General features: G+C 39.6%; 18 protein-coding genes. 6 read left to right on the plus strand and 12 right to left on the minus strand.

All coding sequences use genetic code 11. The features are described 5' to 3' along the window. Positions 1-189: 189 nt before the first annotated feature. The 6 genes from VFC92_03510 to VFC92_03535 all read right to left on the minus strand — a co-directional run bounded on the left by VFC92_03510 (position 190) and on the right by VFC92_03535 (position 8,877). Positions 190-2,139: a hypothetical protein gene (locus VFC92_03510; GenBank protein HZK07247.1), complete on the minus strand. Its 1,950-nt coding sequence runs from the start codon at positions 2,137-2,139 to the stop codon at positions 190-192. A gap of 249 nt (positions 2,140-2,388) precedes the next feature. Further along, positions 2,389-2,646 carry a helix-turn-helix domain-containing protein gene (locus VFC92_03515; protein ID HZK07248.1) on the minus strand — a complete coding sequence of 86 codons (258 nt, stop codon included), beginning with the start codon at positions 2,644-2,646 and terminating at the stop codon, positions 2,389-2,391. 75 nt (positions 2,647-2,721) lie between these two features. Next, positions 2,722-3,915 (minus strand): hypothetical protein, encoded by a 1,194-nt coding sequence (locus tag VFC92_03520; GenBank protein ID HZK07249.1) that lies wholly within the window; start codon positions 3,913-3,915, stop codon positions 2,722-2,724. Positions 3,916-3,920: 5 nt separating this feature from the next. Then, positions 3,921-5,144 (minus strand): site-specific integrase, encoded by a 1,224-nt coding sequence (locus tag VFC92_03525; protein HZK07250.1) that lies wholly within the window; start codon positions 5,142-5,144, stop codon positions 3,921-3,923. A gap of 827 nt (positions 5,145-5,971) precedes the next feature. Beyond that, complete coding sequence (locus VFC92_03530) at positions 5,972-6,448, minus strand: hypothetical protein (GenBank protein HZK07251.1); 477 nt, start codon at positions 6,446-6,448, stop codon at positions 5,972-5,974. Positions 6,449-7,014: 566 nt separating this feature from the next. Next, positions 7,015-8,877 carry a T9SS type A sorting domain-containing protein gene (locus tag VFC92_03535; protein ID HZK07252.1) on the minus strand — a complete coding sequence of 621 codons (1,863 nt, stop codon included), beginning with the start codon at positions 8,875-8,877 and terminating at the stop codon, positions 7,015-7,017. Between the two features lie 283 nt (positions 8,878-9,160). Here VFC92_03535 and VFC92_03540 point away from each other — a divergent pair, with 283 nt between their 5' ends. Further along, positions 9,161-10,336 carry a T9SS type A sorting domain-containing protein gene (locus VFC92_03540; protein ID HZK07253.1) on the plus strand — a complete coding sequence of 392 codons (1,176 nt, stop codon included), beginning with the start codon at positions 9,161-9,163 and terminating at the stop codon, positions 10,334-10,336. 207 nt (positions 10,337-10,543) lie between these two features. Here VFC92_03540 and VFC92_03545 read toward each other — a convergent pair whose 3' ends face one another. Then, positions 10,544-11,113, minus strand: coding sequence for a restriction endonuclease (locus VFC92_03545; GenBank protein ID HZK07254.1), 570 nt, complete (start codon positions 11,111-11,113; stop codon positions 10,544-10,546). Positions 11,114-11,270: 157 nt separating this feature from the next. Continuing rightward, complete coding sequence (locus VFC92_03550) at positions 11,271-11,498, minus strand: hypothetical protein (GenBank protein HZK07255.1); 228 nt, start codon at positions 11,496-11,498, stop codon at positions 11,271-11,273. A gap of 136 nt (positions 11,499-11,634) precedes the next feature. On the opposite strand from VFC92_03550, the gene VFC92_03555 reads away from it, so the two are divergent. After that, positions 11,635-11,835 carry a T9SS type A sorting domain-containing protein gene (locus VFC92_03555; protein ID HZK07256.1) on the plus strand — a complete coding sequence of 67 codons (201 nt, stop codon included), beginning with the start codon at positions 11,635-11,637 and terminating at the stop codon, positions 11,833-11,835. 234 nt (positions 11,836-12,069) lie between these two features. Here the strand turns inward: VFC92_03555 and VFC92_03560 are convergent, their stop codons facing one another. The 3 genes from VFC92_03560 to VFC92_03570 all read right to left on the minus strand — a co-directional run bounded on the left by VFC92_03560 (position 12,070) and on the right by VFC92_03570 (position 13,474). Continuing rightward, complete coding sequence (locus tag VFC92_03560; protein ID HZK07257.1) at positions 12,070-12,501, minus strand: hypothetical protein; 432 nt, start codon at positions 12,499-12,501, stop codon at positions 12,070-12,072. Between the two features lie 178 nt (positions 12,502-12,679). Further along, positions 12,680-13,132 (minus strand): hypothetical protein, encoded by a 453-nt coding sequence (locus tag VFC92_03565; GenBank protein HZK07258.1) that lies wholly within the window; start codon positions 13,130-13,132, stop codon positions 12,680-12,682. A gap of 147 nt (positions 13,133-13,279) precedes the next feature. Next, complete coding sequence (locus VFC92_03570; protein HZK07259.1) at positions 13,280-13,474, minus strand: hypothetical protein; 195 nt, start codon at positions 13,472-13,474, stop codon at positions 13,280-13,282. A gap of 152 nt (positions 13,475-13,626) precedes the next feature. Between VFC92_03570 and VFC92_03575 the strand changes: the two genes are divergently transcribed. Then, positions 13,627-15,405, plus strand: coding sequence for a DPP IV N-terminal domain-containing protein (locus VFC92_03575; GenBank protein HZK07260.1), 1,779 nt, complete (start codon positions 13,627-13,629; stop codon positions 15,403-15,405). A 17-nt stretch (positions 15,406-15,422) separates the two neighbouring features. After that, a complete protein-coding gene (locus tag VFC92_03580; GenBank protein HZK07261.1) occupies positions 15,423-15,881 on the plus strand; it encodes a prolyl oligopeptidase family serine peptidase in 459 nt (152 codons plus the stop codon). Between the two features lie 153 nt (positions 15,882-16,034). On the opposite strand, the gene VFC92_03585 is transcribed toward VFC92_03580, so the two are convergent. Next, complete coding sequence (locus tag VFC92_03585; GenBank protein HZK07262.1) at positions 16,035-17,039, minus strand: WYL domain-containing protein; 1,005 nt, start codon at positions 17,037-17,039, stop codon at positions 16,035-16,037. Positions 17,040-17,125: 86 nt separating this feature from the next. Between VFC92_03585 and VFC92_03590 the strand changes: the two genes are divergently transcribed. Both VFC92_03590 and VFC92_03595 read left to right on the plus strand, forming a co-directional pair. Then, a complete protein-coding gene (locus VFC92_03590; GenBank protein ID HZK07263.1) occupies positions 17,126-18,763 on the plus strand; it encodes an ATP-binding protein in 1,638 nt (545 codons plus the stop codon). 35 nt (positions 18,764-18,798) lie between these two features. Then, positions 18,799-18,975 (plus strand): hypothetical protein, encoded by a 177-nt coding sequence (locus tag VFC92_03595; GenBank protein HZK07264.1) that lies wholly within the window; start codon positions 18,799-18,801, stop codon positions 18,973-18,975. Positions 18,976-19,085: the final 110 nt, after the last annotated feature.

Raw genomic sequence — 19,085 nt, forward strand, 5'->3', positions numbered from 1 at the left:
CAACCTTTAATTATATGATAATGATACTGTTGCATATTTACATGCTTCGGCTTTGATGTAAATTGTATTTACACAGCCAAGTTTTGATGTAATAACAGTGTAAATATGTAAATTCAATGTAAATTCATAACTAATTCATTTTAGGTTTTTTATAAGAGGTATTTACAACATTTACATCATTTACATCTTTTAGTGTTGGAATTCCACACCATTTAAAAATAAGGATGTATCATTTTCTGTATCTGATTTTTGCATAGTGAATTCATAGCAACTCCCGAAATGAAAAACCGTTTGCGCTTTTCCGCGGCCTTTCTGTCTGCCAGGAACAAAACTCTGATTGTTGCCTGAAGTAAGAATAGATAGCATGCTATTGTAGTCAAGGTATCTGATGCCATTATCTTTGCAGTACTTCACATAGTGTGGGTAAATCTGCGGGAATTTTATTAGCATAGATGGTACCTCTGTTTCTTTATCTTTAATCCAGAATGATGCTGTTTTTTTATTTGACGGGCTATATCCATCTACCGTTAATTCCTGAACCTGGGCTTTGATAATACTGTAGGCCAACGCCTCCCAAAACACTGTCACTGAATCGGTTCTTTGTAGCATTTGCATTGTACTTTCTCCAATTTGCAACACGGCATCCAGTACTTCGCCATCTTTGAACGGGAAAGCTAGGTGCTCTTTGCTAATGAGAAATATGCTGTATAGTAAATAGGTATGCTGCAGAATCCTTTCATCGGCATTTCGCATAGCAGGGTATCTGTCAGAGTTTTGGATAACTTGAGTAATTGATTTTTTCGCCAGCGTGAAATTGTCTTTCAGTTCATTTTCGACGTGGAGGCGCAAGTGCAATATTTCAAGAAAAACACTACCAAAACCGTTTTGCGATTTTTCGCGCAACTCATTAAATGCCTCCTTTTGGTGTTCGGTAAAGGTGGTGCTTTCGAAAGTAAGCAGAATCATCCTGCTTAATATGTTTGATTTACGTGGTAATGAGTTTCCATCAAATATTATTCCTGATCGGATAGGAAATTTCTTTGTTTTTGTGTCGTTGGATTTTACCCCTGTTTCGCGTCCGGCACCATCATATCCTGAGAGGATAAAATCCTCTGCCATGTGATCTGTTTCTGTGGTGTATTCTTTAAAGTAAAACAAACTATTGCAACGTGATGAAACTATCCGGCTAAGCGCTACGATGGTGGCATTATTTAATGGTGTCCCTTTGCTGTCGCTTCCGAATAGCTGCAAAAGCGGATGGATAAAAGAAGTTTTACCGGTACCCTTTTCGCCAAATAAATAGAGAAAAGGAAAAAAGTTTAGCTGTGTAAATATCAAATCCCGAAAGATTGCCAAGACGGTATATAAAATGCCAACTATTGCCTTGTTACCACTGGCCTGGTAAAACAGCTTTGACCAAGTTTTAAAATCAATAGTACCCGGTCTAAAATTGTATGCCTTATCATTGGCATAATCCTCGTTGGTTTGGTTGGCCAAGCCAGTGGCTGGCAAATAGAATGTCTTGCCCTCATCCTGTACAATACCCATGTGATCGGATTTTAAGAATTTGCATTTGAAGGTAAAAACAGAATCAGCAAAAGCATAGAAATTATAATCCTCATTCCAACCAAGCATGGTGATGATGGTAGCTGTTTCTTCTTCGTCCATTAAATTGGCGAATATCTTTTTAAGTAAATAAGCAGTGCCCAAAAAGGTGCATCCATGAGATTTTAGAATAACTTCAAAAGCTTCCGGTTTGAGTTCACTACTTTTAACTTCGAGCAATTTTTTCTCTGGTTTGTCTCCTTTTTGACGAGGCTTTCGCTGTACGAAAATTAGGCGACGCGAATTGTTGCTACCGTTCGTAATATTGTAAAGGCAACGCATAACAAAATTTGATTGTTCAGTTTCGGTAACGTTGTTCTTTCGGTCAATCTGCCTGGTAACATAGATACTATCTTTGATGCAATAACCTAATTCGCTAAAGTCTGTATCGGGATTCTCACTGTCTGAAATTTCCAGCCCGTCAAGTATTTCCGCTTCGGATGCAGGTGGATGTTCAATTTCTTTTTTTATTTTTGCTGGCATAATATTATGAGCATTGCCGAAAGTATCGGTTTGCTTTTCTTCTTTGTACATAGTTCTGATTTTTCAATTTTTGATACTGACTTAAATTGGAAACTCTCGAAGACACAATTTCGGAGTCTGTTTTTAATCCCAATGGTCAAACTTAGTGGCGCGTCTGCCAGTTGGTTTTGAAGTCCTACCAAGCGATTTACTGTCATAGGTACTCTAAATCGTGTTGATAAATATCCATCGTCTTAGCTATGTAGGTAAGGCCATGCACTAGATTCCGCTTGTCGAAATTGATGGATACTGTTTCTTTTTTCATCCTTCCGATTTGTTTGATAAAAGCCATTGATCAATCTCTTTTCGATCGAAAAACCAGGATTTACCAGTGGGCTTGTAAGCTCCTGGAACTTTGTTGTGCATTAATTGCTTGTAAAGAAACGACTTGCTAAAGCCGGTGTAGTCACTTAGCTCATTCAGGTTAAGAGCGGGCTTTTGAGACAACAACAAAGTTTCGATTTTTTGCTGGCTTTCCTTTACTTCTTTTAATCCGTTTAAAATTTCAGTATTTTCCATGGTAGCGTTGTTATTGATACGCTGCAAAGAAAATACAGGTAAGGCGGGAGAAGAGGTATAATATGGTTAGTTTGTTTATACCACTTTGTTTTGGAGGGATTGGAGATTTTGGATAATAGGCAGTAAAGCAGTCATTTCCCGGGGTGGGCTATTCTTTAATTCTCCACTGCTTGCTTTGCTTGAAATATATTCGTGCATCGGTTTGTTTGTGGGCTTATCCTTAAAGGTAAAACAGTTTGCAATAGCATAAAAAACATCTTTTCGCTTTTCAATTAGTCCATCAAAATTTTTCGCAATCCCATGCAACTTAAGATTCTCAAAACCGAAAAACAATTTAAGAAACGCGTTTAATCCTTTTTCCCATTTTATCGGTATGGTTTTTTCAGGTGTAAAGACTGATGAAAAATTGCTTTGAGTTGTATGGATAAAGTTATTGTTTTTCAATTCCTCAAAAAGAAAATTAATAGTTTGTTGATTTTTCCTGAAATCAAATTTCAAATGCAAATAATAGCTTTCTTGCTTTATTTTCCTCAACTCAATTTCACCGGTTAAAACCGAAACAAGAGCATCAAAAGTTTCGTTCAGTTTTTCATAACCTTGTAATACATCATGAGCAAATTGCTGAAACTCCTGTTTTATTTTTTGGCTCTTTTCGGAAATTATTTTTTTTGTCCATTCAGCTTTTACTGATTCTATTATCTGGCTACGTTCTATTTTAAGCTCATCATCCAATTCAGGCAAAAGGCTAATTTCGCTTGGGTTTGGACATATTTGAGTATAAATTTCAATTTCGCCATTGGTTGTTTTTTCGGCTGTAAGCCTGGCAAAAGTATGTTTTGCTAACCCATCAACCCTTTGGTCAATCATACAATAATCAAAAGGAGCTGATTGTGTGTAGCTGCTTTTAACACTCACCTGGCTGTAATTCTTATCTATGTATTGGCTTACCAGTTCATCATCAAAATCATACTGCACTCCATCTACGATGGCACTATTAACAAATACATAACAAGTAGCAAAAACATTACTATTCAAATGAATTTTAAAATAATCTTTTGTGACTCTGGTTAAATCCAATATTTGTTTTATTTCACTATCGCCGGCTTTGCCAATTTCTGGTAACACCTTTTCAATCAAAAAACGAAGGCCATTAAAACTTGGATTGTTTGCCCAATAGTGCTTATCAATCCCGGGACTGATTTTTACAAGCGTTTCGATCAGTAAATTATTAAACCTGGCTACAATAGGTTTTAGTTGCTCTGTTTTCATAGCTTTTAGATTAATTTTTTAGCTGCCTCGGTCTTAGTTGAATTATCGAAGCTGTCGAGATAGATTTGTGTATCTGATTCGCTGCTGTGTCCCATCATTTCGCTAATTATTGCAGTTCCTATGTTTTCTTTTTTCAAGATAGTAGCAAAACTATGTCGGGCTACGTAGCTAGTAATATGTTTTTCAATGCCCAGCATTCTTGCTATATCGCCCATTTCACAATTAACGACCTTTAGCGCGGTCTGTATCCTTGTTTTAATTTGTTTTGGGGTTTTGTGTATTTCAGGATTAAGGATTGGGAAAGCATACTTATTGCCAAAGTTGTTATTTTGGTAAATATTGAGAATGTCTAAAGCATAATTGGAAAGTGTCAGCTTGATAACTTTTTTCGTTTTTAACCTGCGATAAGTTAATAGGGTTTCATCGTCATTATTTTCAATGTTCACAAGCTCTAGATGGGCAATATCACTGAAATTCATTCCATAACAAAAATATGAGAATAGCCAATAATTGCGGCTATCAAAACCGGGTTGCCCTGGCTCCATTTTATAGTTAAATATTTTTAATAGGTCTGCTTTGGATATTGCCCGTTTTTCAGTTTCCAGGTTCAGCTCCTTCCAAATGAAATTTTCAAAAGGATCATTGTCTAAAGATTCTTCTTTTCTTGCACGGTTAAATAATGCTCTTAGGGTTCGCAAGTACATGCTTATTGAAGTGTCTTTTAATGCCTCATTTGAACATTGCTCCTTAAATTTATTCAAATCTTTCAAGCTCACTTTTTTCATTTCAACTTCACCTTTGAAAAACTTGTAAAACTTGCTTTTAGTGAACTGATAGGCTTGCATATTGCCAATTTTGCCGGATTTCTCCAATCGTTCAATGACCTGATCAAAATATTCAAACAGATATAATTCTTTCTTTTGTTTTACAAATTCCTCTGCAAACTCATCAAATGTAAATCCAGCATCATCGTTTTTTTCGTTCAGTTCAGAAACAATATCCTGTGCTTGTTTCTGGAATTTCACCAATCGTTTATTTGATTTGTTGTAACCAGGAAATTTAGTGTTGAATTGATTATTCCTTTTATCCCATTGTCCAGGTGCGCATTTAAAATTATCAGGGAAATTGTAATACTTTGTTTTCCTGTCAATGGTTAGCCTTAAATAAATCGGGCTGGTTCCATCATTGTATTTTCTACTACTAAAATGAACAATTTTTATTGTCGCCATATCACTAAAGTTTAAACATAGTTTAAACAAAAGTAGAATAAATCAGCATATCAACGGCAAATAATGAAAACAAAATACTAACGAAAGTGTCGTTGTAATCTGGTAATAAGCCTAATATGAAAACAAATGGTTAATAGCGGAAAGGTCAAATTATTGCTTGACAGGCAAGAGGTCACTGGTTCGATTCCAGTACGCCCCACATTGAAAGAAGTTAAGAAAATCTTAGCTCCTTTTTTATTGGTTTGAATCAAGAATAGGCAACCTTTCAAAACCCAAAGGACAAATTCCAAAATTCTACACAAGTATGGGCTTTGTGCTTTCCCAAACGGTTATTTTACTACTTTTGGCAGTATGAAATGTACTGTGAAAAGGCAGAAAATTTTTAAAAGAATCACTGTTGTCCGGCAAAAACTTGTTAATCCGCTACGCGGAATTTGAGAAAACATTAAACCCTTATTCTACAATACTTTATCCGCTACGCGGAATTCGCCGTAGGCGATTTAGTATTTTAGCACAAAAGTAATCCTCAAATCTTCTATACCTTGCAGAGGTTCTACCGATAGTGGGGTTTTTACATTTATAAAATATTTAACCGGACAGCAGTGAAAAAGAATAAAGAATAGTTGTCGCTTGACCGCGTCTTTCTATTCCCAAAGTTTTGGAACAAGACTAAGAAAACGTCAAAAAATACTTCTTAAGAAAAACTCCATTCTTAGAAGTTCTTCGTGGAGCCAGTATCCCGATGAAAGCTGCCTGAGCCTGAAACAATAGTCTGAGCAGTGGTTTACCGACCTACCAGGTATAACTTAATTTGGTACTGGCAGGCGTCAATTGTTCCTAATCCCTTTAACTTCATAATTACGGCCACCACCTAACCCACCTATACCAACATAAAACTCAATCGTATCAAGGTGCATAAACTTACCATGATGAAGATAATGAATTCCTGATCTTGTTGTTAAGATTCCGTTTTTATTTATCAATGAGGTAATTTTTTTATTTGGAGAAAATATTAATGTTATTTTTTCATTTGGGTTCTCATGACTATCGTCATCATTATAGTAATCATCTTCGCTATCAATTAATTCATATTTACGAATCACTCCGTTGTAGAAAGAAGTATCATAAATTGGTGGCACGGGATTAACTGTCCAAAATTCGCTCACAACTTTGAAATTAAAGTTCCCAAGATATTCAGTTCGAAAATCTGGTCTCTGATTATTATTCTCTTTCTCACAACTGACTACAATCAATAGAATTAGAAGAGTCAAGGTAGCTATAAAAAACGTTTTTGTTGATTTCATAATTCATGTTTTTGTGGTTTTTTTAAATGTTTTCCAGCGTTTGTGCTAATTTATTATTTTGCTTATTTTTTCATTTCTCGCGGCAAAAGGTACAATTACCCACTAGGCTTTGGGTGTGTATGTATGCCTTTTGCCAGTTAGCCGAAATCGTCCAAAGGATTGATGATTATTCTTAATTTTTCATTTGTATCATGATCATGAAATTCCTTTAGATTCGAATGGGTGAACCTCATGATTAGCCTTCTATTAAAACTATAATTCTTTTCAAAACGTAGGATCTCCATAGGGGTGTGGCGGTGGGAGCCAATAGCCGATGCGATCAGAGGATGCCTCATTTGTCAAAAAAATTTAATTATTTGACAATAATAGGGAAATTTCGTTTGGAAGGCTTTTAGTTTTTGTCGTCCCGGAAAAGCCATCTGTTCAAATTGTGCATCATGCTTTGCCGGCCTTCACAAATCCTGTTTTTGAGCAAAAGTCAATGGTTGCAGGAATACTCCATTGTCCGAATTCCTAAATTCGACACGGATTTGGTAATTGTGTGGACTTGATAGAATCCCCCGCCTCTACTCCACCAACACCTTCCTTACACTGCTACCTTTTTCGGTGATCACTTTGAATAAATAAATGCCACGCTCCAAATTGGAAATATCCACATTAAGCCTGAGTGCATCAGCTTGGGTTTCAAAAACAGTCTGCCCCATTTGGTTGAAGACAAACAGGTGCTGAATGGCTGATTCCGAATGGATGTTGATGTGGTTGCTTGCCGGATTGGGGAAGATTAGAATAGCACTTGCCGGTAGTGCCGGGTTTTCAATTCCTGTTAGAATAGAAATATCCATCATCTCACTTTGAAGAATGTTTTTGTTGCTGTCGTCCTGCACAAACACAATTACGGCCAGGTCGGCAGGCTCTTCCATAAAGGTTTGGCTCATGTTGTAGCTTTCAGTTATTGCAACGGTATTCCCAATGGTCAGGGCTTCCAGCGTGGTACCGCTTGCATTGGGCAGCATCTTTAGCATCACATTGTTAAATTCCGTTTCGCCATTGGTGGCGACATTGCCATGCGTAGTTTTTTCGACTACAGCAATGTGTAGTTTCAGGCCGGCAGCTAAATTTTCGGTTACATTGATGTTGGCATCGATGGTAACATTCCCGTCGGGATCGATATAAGCCGTTACAATATCAATGGCCATCGTGGTTGGCAGTCCAATGTAGGAATCGTAAACGGCCTGGGTCATGCCTGCCACCCATTGTGAATTTGAGTTGATGTATAATTTTGGTGCCTGGCTGTTGCCGTAATAGTTTGTCCTGACGCTACATTCGGGCGTATAATAAGGGTCGCCGACACCCGGCCAGTTCACCTGGTATTTTATAAGGCTATGTGTTATCGGATTTGCCGCCAAAACGGCATCCAGAGCCGGATTCTGCATGGCGCATGGGGCGCAGGTTGAGCTTGTAAACTCTTCGTAAAGCGGCTGTTTAAAAATTACATTTTCGAGTATCTCCATTGTGGACGTTGCCAGGTCGTTATCCGGATTTTCATCACCCGCCAGGGAAGTTGTCAGGTTTACGGTATAGGTTCCGACTATTGCAGTCCAACGCGGAAAGGTAAGCACTTTGCGCTCAAAAGAAGGAAGGTCGGCAACGGTCATAGTTTCGGTATAAACTACAGTGGATGTCGCGTCAAGGATTTCTACCGTAGCATCAAACGAAATTGTTTCTGAACCCATATTGGTAAGCACGGCCAGCGGCGCGATTTTGTCAGTGTAGCCGGCCAATGAAGGAACCAGAATGTTGGTAGCCTCTGCATCGTAGGCAAGGTTTTCGTTGAGCATAATATTATCGAGATGCCAGGAGAATATCTTTGATGAATTGCCGCTGAACGTAAATGCTATCTGGAAACTATAGGAGCCGAGATCGTCATTTTCGATGGCAACAAAAACTGTTTCGGGGCTAATGGAACCATCGACGTCCACCGACCACACCTCATTCCAGTTGGTACCATCGCCGGTGGTTTCGACCAAAAGCGTGTAGCCGCTGCCATAGTCGTGCGCAAAATGGTTGAATTGTAATATTACCATTTCATCGGGTGTTGTAGCAATTATGGGCGTGACGAGTTTAGAATTTCCGGTGAAGCCGGGCAGCCCCGTAAAAACAGCTTCGGGAGCTACACCTCCGGCAAGATTGCTTGCACCTGCAGCCCAGTTTTGCTGGCCGACACCAACGGTTGACCATCCCGAAGGAGGAAACGTTCCTGTGGAAAAGTCTTCTGAGAAAATCAAGCTTCTCGAATCCGATGCCTGTTTCGGATTTTCATTGCTAATGGTTTCGCTGGGTGGCGCTTGTTTTTTACTTTGCGAAAAAGCAACAAATGAGGACATTAAGAATAGGATTGCAATGAGTGTGTTAATGGTAGATATTTTCATAAAAATAGTTTTAGTGTTTTGTATTAAAGTCAGTTAGCAATTACTAACAATTAACTCTACTTTTATTTCAATAGTATCTCATCCGGCAAAGTCGATGCGTCCCAATTGGAGCTTGTATGATCTTAGGGCTTTTAAGCACCCGTGTGGCTTATGACTTACAAATTATGCCCAATCCTTAGTCTATTTTACATTTGAATCAGAGCGCTTCAAGTGGTGAATAATTTTAGATATTTTTGCCGCTTCATTAAAAATAAATGTTTTAAAATTTAAAATCGCACTTAAAATGAAGAAAATTACACTCTTATTATTCAGCTTTATCCTCTTGGTTGGCACCGCTAACGCTCAAACCCTAGCGGAGTTATTGGATCGTTTGGCTGTAGCTGCCAACAACAACTTGGGACAAGAACCGGCAAATCTTTTTACCGTCGATGAGCAGTCGATGTTGCAGGAATATTTCGAAGCTACCTATCCCGCAACTACATTTGACAATCGCGCTACTGGTGATGTTTACGCCGTGCAGATTTATGGTGGTTGCGATCCACGGGGCTTTGGATATTTTCCATTAGCCGGCCCTTTTAACATGAGTATGATTAGTTCTACCCATACCGTTTTTTATGCAGGCGATCAGGATGGGGCGGGCAATTTATTCGGATTTGCTGTCGAAGGTTTTATTGATGAAGTGGTAACGCTGGTAAAAATAAATACGGAAACCGGTGAAGAAACTACCATTGATACATTGGACATTTATGCACAGGAGAGCCACATGCCAACGGGCATGGCGTGGAACTATGCCAATAACACGATGTATGCGATAAGCTCCAACAGCGACCAAACCAGACTCTATACAGTGGATTTAGAAACGGGTGCACTTACCCTGATTGGCGAAACAGGCAATCCGAAAGGTATTTGGCTGGCAATCGACAATTCCGGCAATGCGTTTATAGTGGATGTGGGAACTGATTATCTCTACTCCGTCAATTTAGAAACCGGAGCTGGTACACCGATTGGGCCGATAGGAACAAATATTTCCTTTGGGCAGGATGCAGATTTTGATCCGGAGAGTGGAATATTATACACCATCGGTTATCATGGCGGCGGGTCAAACCGCCTCTATTCCGTCAATACTGCCACTGGTTTATACACGAGCCTGGGCGCTGTGAACAACGACTGCGGCCAATTTGGTCTGGTTTCAATTCAGGGCGAACCGGTAGGAATAGTCGAAAACTTCGTGCAAGGTTTTTCCTTTTATCCTAACCCGGCTACTGGCATCGTTAATCTGAAGTCAGTAGAAAACATCGGCACCGTCAGCATTTACGATCTTTTGGGTCAGCGGGTAATCGAAAGCCGCGTTGATGGCACCGATGCGCAATTGGATATTTCGGCGCTAAGCAAAGGAACGTACATTTTGAAAACTGATGTGAACGGCGAATTAAGAACCAGCAAGCTTATCAAAAACTAAGAATAGAACATTGTAATACCAAAAAAGCCATCCCGATTTTGGTTGGGATGGCATTTTTTATTCAGATGACGCTAAAATGTTTGTGGCGGGTGAGGGGTAACGGCTGGTATATGAGCTTTGGCGTTTCTCTGCACGAACCTCTCCAAATAAAAACTGGCTTTGGAAAATCCGCAAGATTTTCCAAGTTAAGACTGACCAAGCCCTAGCTTAAATACTGTGTTGGCTGTAGTTATTATTCATATTTATTTCTTTAAATTCCAATTTTACCTTGTCTTGTATGTGTTTATGGTCAAGAAAATATTGTAACCAGAAATATTTAATTTTTAAAGATTCAGTAAATGTAAGTTTCAATTTAGTTTTGGCTTTTTTAGCGAAATTTGATTCAACATCATTTACTACAAGAGTGAAAATTAGTTTTTTGTCAGAAGATTTGTATTGTTTTAATAGTTTATTAGATGCCTTGTATAGAATCCAATCTATTTGAGATTTTCCTATTTTATTTTTAAAAAATTTACATTGAATAAAGTTTATGTGATTTTCATTTTCAGCAATTAAATCTATTCCTCCATCTAAAAAACCTAGATTAAGTCCATCATATTGCACTTTATAACCTTCTTCTTCTAAATGTTGTCCAACAAATTTCTCATAAACTTGTCCCCATTCACTTGGAGAAATTTCACAAAAATTTATAGTTTCTGGTTTATTTATAATCTCAATTTTATTTTCAAGATTATTAAGAATTATCTTTCCTGATTTTAAAAATTTTTCAATTCCCATTTTTTAATAGTATTGAGCGGTTTAATCATAGGCAATTTGTTTTTATGACCCCTTTCTGTCTATTAAATGACCCGAATTTGGTACATTATGAAGACATTTCGTCTTTTTCTTGAAGGTGCCATTTATTGTTTGTTTTTGTTTCATTCGTCAAAATTAATTAAATTTCCAAATCATCCACCCAGGCCAAATCTTTCAGAGTCTCAAAAACGCTGTTCAGTTTAAAATCGCTTTGGGCGATGTACCAAAACCTGTGGCTTTGGCTCGATGCAGCTCCCCTAATAGTTTTTACTTTGCCAATGAGCGCAAAATCCTTCTCAAAATTCATCCTCACCAACGGTGTGTCGCGGTGAGAGTCAATGGCCAATGTGATGATAAGATCCTTCATTCGCCTGGTTAATTTAATTGCGCGGTAAATGTACAACTATTTCATTTGGATTGATTCTAAATTTTATGATTTTAAGACCTTGATCATTGAAGGGGTCGGAAGCGCTTAAGTTTGTAGTTTTGCGCTTGGTTTAAAAATGAATAGTAACGCTTCCCCTCGAAGCTCCTGCTGGATAAGCATCGTCAGCATTTACGATCTTTTGGGTCAGCGTGTAATCGAAAGTCGCGTTGATGGCACCGAAGCGCAATTGGATATTTCGGCGCTAAGCAAAGGAACGTACATTTTGAAAGCTGATGTGAACGGCGAATTAAGAACAAGCAAGCTCATCAAAAACTAAGAATAGAACATTGTCATATCAAAAAAGCCATCCCGATTTTGGTTGGGATGGCTTTTTTTTGATTCAGATGTTTCTTAAATTTTTGGGACGAATGAGAGATAACGTTTTGCAGCTATGGCACGTGGCCGTTCACTACTCAAATTTATGTTGATTTCTTTTATGTTCAATTTATTAATCATATGTCTTAATGACCTTAATGCGGCCATGTGCTTTTAGGTGCTGCTATCGTGCGGTTTATTTTATTCTTTTATATCTAATCTCTGATTTTTTTGGGTTTGAATTTGATTTTGCAAGTCCAATGGTATTCTTGTCTATAAACTCCGCTTTAAACTCTTCAGTTGTTCCAAGTTCATAGATTGCAAAGAATTCTTTTCCTATTTTTTTCTCTTTCAATTTGAATTGATAATTTGATGACCTGAAAATTTCTGAAACCCAAATATCATTTGAGTCAGAAAAAAACTTAACATATTTGTTCTCATTTAATTTAATAATTCGTCCTTCAAACTTTCCATTTTCTTTTTGAATTGAAACTTGAATTCCATTAAACATTTCTCTACCTGTCAATTCCCAAGTTCCAATAAAGTCATTGTCTGAAATCTTCTCAAGTTCTTGTGAACAGGAACTAAAAATCAAAATTGAAATAAGCGAATAAATTAATTTTTTCATATGTTCTTTATCTTTTTAATATGCACGGTAACGGTATGCGGCTATGGTGCGTGCCGCATTTCTACTACTATTTTTCTTGATTTGCATCATCTTTATTTTTACTATTAATTTTCTTAATTCACACTATCTGTGGCATGCACTATGAGGCGCTGTTAGCCTTTCGTTTTTATTTATTCAATTATCTATTCATATTAATTTCAGCAAGCATACAGTCAATATATTTTATATGTCTATTTGCCATTAAAGCAAAATAGATAACCTCAGGTATCTGAATGAGCAACCATGAAATTAAGGAAACAAATATGCCTAATATTATTGCCAAAAAACTTAACCCTGGAAAACTCAATTCAAATAGACTATGTAAAACTAAAGCTATTAACCTTAATACAAAGGGTATTAATGTTAATATGAAGTATATTTCAAAAAATATTGGACTATTCTTATAGAATGTAATATCTTCAGCTATTTTCAAATTGAAAACCTTTTTCCCAGAAATACTTACTTTCAAAGTATCAGAGTCTGATCGGTAAGTTTGAAAATCTTTTTTTAACATTGTCTCGCAATCATCAATTGAATATCCTCTTTCATTTGGTATTCTAATTAATGGAATAGATGAAATAATTGTTCTCATGTGCATTTATTTTTAATTGTTTCTTAATAAAATGAAGCCTAACGTATGTGTATAGTGCGTATTCCGCTTATTTCTGCTTTAGTATGCGACAAACTTCCGCTTACACACCTATATTCGGCACAGAAGCGGAACTTCTTGTATGTCGGGTTAAATGATATCATCCAGTGGATTTTTAAATTTTTTAAAAGAATCTTCTGTAACGTGGGTGTAAATTTCGGTGGTGTTTGAAGTTTCGTGTCTTAGGCTCTGGGAAAAGAAGGCAAAATCCTTCTCAAAACGCAGGCGCACCACTGATGAGTCGTGGTGAAAGTCGTTAGCCAATGTGATGACAGGAGCCTTCATTTGCCTGGTTAATTAAAATGCGCGGCTAAATTAAAACAATTTAATTTGGAATGATTCTAAATTTTATGAATTTAAGACCTTGATCATTGAAGGAGTCGAAAGCGTTTAAGTTTGTAGTTTTGCGCTTGGTTTAAAAATGAATAGAAAACGCTATGAAACGCTTCACCACACTGCTCCTACTCATCATGCTCGTTTCGGGCACATTGTCCGCTCAGGTCGAAATTACTATTGAAGATTACAACTGCGCCACCGGCTACCTCCACAAAAATTATTACAACAAAAAGGTGTTCAATCTGAATATCCGTGCCAACTGGTTTCCGGACAGCACGGGCGTATGGTGGATCCGTCAATCGGCGGATGAGAAACAGTTTCTAAAAATAACTTTCCCTGATCTCGCGCAGTCACCGCTTTTCGATCATCAGAAGCTGGCTCAGTTACTGTCGGATTCGCTGGGCGCTAAGATCGAAGCCAACGACCTTCCTATTGATAAAATAGATTACAAAAGTGCCGGCAAATTACTGATAACAGCGCGAGGGAAAACCTGGCTGCTCAACACTGAAAACCATTCGCTGGAGCTGCCTCCCGCCAAAGCAAAAACCAACGACAACGAAAAGGCTTCGCCCGACAAAAAGTGGCTTGCTTTTGCAAAAGATTATAACCTGTTCGTTAAATCAACCGAAACCGGAGCGGTGAAACAGTTGAGTACCTCCGGCCGCGAGGGTTACGAATATGCGACGTGGTTTGAGTGGGACGATATCATCGAAGGCGAAAATGGCGAACGGCCTCCTCATTTCGATGCTACCTGGTCGGCAGACAGCAAGTGGCTGATGGCCAATATTTGCGACATGCGTTCGGCGCAAAAGATGTATCTGCTCGATTGGAGCATCGACACTCTGTACCGGCCCAGGCTGCTGTCGTATTTCCGTGGCTCGCCCGGCGACACCGGCATGATTTATATAGAGCCGGTGTTTTTTGATGTGGGCAGCGGAAAGGAAATTAAAACCGGCCTGCCACGCAGCACGCACATCAATAGCATTGAAGTAACGTGGTCAGAAACGCCGGGCAAGGTTTATCTGGCGCAGCAAAGCAGAGGCTACAAAACAATGCATCTTTATAGTTTTGATCTGAAAACAGAAAAACTTGATGAACTTTATCAGGAAAGCAGCGAAACCAATATTGATAACTTTCATTATGAGTTTGCCGAAGAGAGTAGCCTCCTGTTTTTCCTCTCCGAAAAGAGCGGCTGGCGGCAGTTGTATAGCCTCGACCTAAAAACCAAAGCGGAGAAACCGATCACCAATGGCGCATTCGTTATCAACAGCATCGAGCGTATCGATGAAAAAGCTAGGAAAATATGTTTTATGGCTTCAGGCAAAGAAGAAGGCCGGAATCCCTATTATCAGCTTTTATACAGCATTTCGTTCGATGGGGAAAATTTAAAACTGCTGACTCCGGAAGACCGGAATCACCTTGTAAGTATGTCGCCGGATGGCAATTATTTCGTCGATAATTTTTCGACGGTAAATATCCCGACAACTACTGTTTTGAGAAGCACGGACACGGGGAAAATTTTAATGACCCTGGGCAATGCTGACATCAGTGGTTTCCCGCGATGGACGTCCCCCGAGATATTTACTACCACGGCGCGTGATGGGAAAACCACGATATACGGAGCCATCTGGAAACCCGAAAATTTTGATCCGGCAAAGCGCTATCCCGTTATCGAATGTAGCTACACCGGCCCACATACGCATCAGTTCCCAATCAATTTTTCGCAAGCCTTCAGCTACCAATCCTATGCTGAGCTGGGCTTTGTGGTGCTGGTTGTGGATGGGCTTGGCTCTTCGGGACGTTCCAAAGCGTTTCACGATTATTCGTATAAAATCTGGGCGGAAACCTGGAAGACCACGTACTTGCCATTAAGCAAATAGGAAGGCAATACAGTTGGATCGACACTACCCGCGTAGGAATTTTTGGGCATTCGGCCGGTGGCTACGACGCTGCGCACGCGCTGCTGGCCTATCCCGATTTTTATAAAGTTGCCGTGGCCAGTTCTGGCGACCACGACCACCGCATGGAAAAAGCCTGGTGGCCCGAAATGTATATGGGCTGGCCGGTGGATTCGGCGTATCATCTACAATCCAATATCACCATGGCGGGCAATCTGAAAGGCAAACTATTACTCGTCCATGGCGGCATAGATGAAAACGTAAATCCTTCCGCCACTTTCAAGTTAGCCGAAGCATTTATAAAAGCCGACAAACAATTTGACATGCTCATTCTTCCGAGCCAGCGCCACGGATATACCGGCGCCGCGCTGAAATATTTCACCAAAGCGCGCTGGAATTATTTTATAAAAAACCTAAGAGGCGTTGAGCCAATTTGGGAGATTGAGTGGGAGGATTGAAGAAAGTCGGCAGGCGGCAGGCATTGATCCAAAACATCGAAAACCTCGCAAAGGGAAACGTGCGGTAAAAGTGAATACCTTTCACAGAGTAACACTGTGTTCTACACCGAGTAACACTGTGAAATTCTATCTAACCCAGGAACACCCCGACAACTATTCTTCGTAAGCGTTCAGGTTTTTTTGCAGAACTCCCTTTACACGTTCCCTGAAAGACGCTGGCTCCATCACTTCTACATTTGCGCCCCAGCCTAAAATGATACCGATAAACTCATGATTTATCGAAAGCAGATATTCGAAATCATGCGTATCACCGCCATTCTGTATCAATTTCTGACTGCTGTGGATGGGTTGGGTGAGGATGTATTTTCCGATGTTGTTTTTGAATCGCAGTACAATCTGCTCAGGTTCTCCTTGCGGGACATTGACGCCGATAAATTTTTCAAAATAAAGTTCAGGGTTGAAAATCTTATGCGTAAAAGTGTGCAAGTGCAGGCTTTCGATTGCCCGAACTCTTTCAAGCCCAAAGATTCTGATAGCGTCCCGCTCCTCGCAATATCCCACCAGGTACCACCGGAATTTGTATTCTTTAAGGCAATAAGGATGCACCGTAAACATCTGAACTTCATCCTGCCAAAAGGAGTGGTGTTTTAATGATATCACGCGCTTGTCGCGAATGATTGGGATCAGTTGGTCGATGTATTCCATCCCTTGTGTGGGAGGATTTTTCTCAAACTCGATAAAATCGATGGTGTTATTATTTGCCTGCATTTTATGGTAGTTGATCAGGCGGATAACCTTGTCGATAGCTCCGCTGTAACTTTTAAAAGCTTTTACCTTTCCATACTGGTCCAGCAGGCTTGCTGCAAATCTCAACTTATTAAGATCATCGTCATTTACCGGAATACGGTCGATAGAATAATCGAAGTCGGAATAAATGTATCCGGCTCTTTGATGACAGTATTCGATCGGAGCACGATAATTAAGCCCTTCGCTGTAACGCATGGCATAAATGTCATTTTCGACGGTGCGGAGGCTCACCGACAATCCGAGCTTTTCAGAGCAAGCATCGGCAATCTCTTTTTTGGTGACTGATTTCCCATTCATCAGCAGCTGATCGATAATCTTGTATCGGATAATTGCATTCTTATTTTTAGGCATAAAAAATTATTTTTTAGTACACAAATACACGGTGTTGTCATGCTCTAATTTTGTGTTTCCAAAATTAACCATAAAACACGTCGCCAATGAATTTTACAGACCACATCGAACAAATTGTCCAAAAGTCGAAAGAATCAGCGCTTTCGGGCAAGAAGCTTAAAGCGCTTGCGCCCAATGTAAAACCTCTGACCGATTTTTTGAATTGCACCCACAACCAGGCAGTGCTTTTCTCAATCATCTTTTATCTAACGCTCGAACGTGGTAGTGCCGACCTTTCTGACTTAGCCAACCATTTTGAAGTTCCCGTTATGCGTTTGCTAAAATACAAACACGATTTGGATCAGCTCACAAAGAAAAAGCTTATCCGACAAGAGGACAGCAGAGGTCCGTTTACTTCACGTGCAGGCAGTTTTTCCTATTATGTACATCATAGCATCCTTGATGGAATCCTGAAAAAGAAGCTGGTGGGAAACCCGGGCATGATCAAAGACAATTTCGACTTTCTGGTAAGAGCTTTTGCCGTCATGGAAGATGCTACTGATAATGGAGGCGGATACGAGATTCTAAAAGATGACTTGATGACCATTTGCAAAGAGAATAAGAAGCTAACGATTGCCAAAAAAATTCTGGGTTCGGATATGAATGAATACGAAGTCCTGATTTTGATTTTTGTTGCTTACAAGCTCCTCAATGGTGAAGATGACATTCCGATATCTGAAGCCTGTTACTTTTTGGATAATGACAAACATTTTCAGTTGAGTGTGAGAAGGAGCTTATTGAATGGCAATAGTTCATTGCTCAAGCGTGGTCTGATTGAAACTACACCTGGTATGTTTCGCAACGAGAATGATTTGAATATCACCGACAAGGGCTTGGAATATCTGCTGGGAGCCGACGCTGAGCAATTATCACTGAAATCGCAAAAGGTAAAAACCGAAATCCTACCTGAGAAAATAAGACCTGTAAAGCTGTTTTTAAACCACAACGAAAAGCAGCAAATGCAAGCTATACAAGGACTTTTTGAAAAAGAAAATTTCAATGGAATCGTAGAGCGGATGAAGGACAAGAACATGAAAGCCGGGTTCACGGTGCTTTTGTATGGTGATCCGGGAACCGGAAAAACAGAAAGTGTATATCAATTAGCACGTGAAACCGGTCGTAGTATTTTGCCGGTAGAAATCAGTCAGACCAAGAGCATGTGGTTTGGTGAATCAGAAAAACTTATAAAGGGCGTGTTTGAAAGTTATCGCCGGTTGCAGGAGGGCAGCAGGGATTATCCAATCTTGCTTTTTAACGAAGCCGACGGGATCTTTGGCAAAAGAACCACCAACATGGAGTCGGGAGTTTCGCAAACGCTCAATGCCATGCAAAACATCATCCTTCAGGAGATGGAAGATTTTGAGGGTCTGATGATCGCCACCACCAACCTCACCGACAACCTCGACAAAGCTTTCGACCGCAGGTTTTTGTATAAAGTAAAATTTGAAATCCCCGATCTGAATACCCGCATTCAAATTATGCAGGAAAAAATCCCCTTCCTTTCCCCCTGCGCCATCGGTCAACTCTGTGAGCAATTCAAGCTCACAGGGGGCCAGATGGCCAATATTGCCAAGAAGTGCAACATCCACGAACTGCTCGGCGGCAGCCTGCCGAACCTTCAACAAGTTGGCGCCTTTTGCCGCGAAGAACTTGGCCTGACGACGAAAACAAAACTTGGATTTTAAATATAATTAGTAATAACGCATTAAAACTTTTAAAAATGGAAGACTTAACTATCGACCCAAAAGAAAAAGAAAAACTTGTAAGCGATCTGCACTTCTGGCTGTATCAGCTTGATGATTTTAACGACATCGACATGCTGTGCCACCTTACGAATATGAGTAAGGACTGGGAGGACGAAACAGATCGAAATGCTGAGGATGGGAAAACAAAATAATGAAATGTAATTTTTAATAATGAATTTTATTTTCTAAACGCCCGCGCTACCCCTCATTTCCGCCAGCCGGCGGAGAAGCCTCCCGCACACTTTCGCTTGTGCGTTGGCAA

The sequence above is a fragment of the Bacteroidales bacterium genome (assembly GCA_035647615.1).
In the GTDB taxonomy this organism is placed as follows: Bacteria; Bacteroidota; Bacteroidia; order Bacteroidales; family 4484-276; genus SABY01.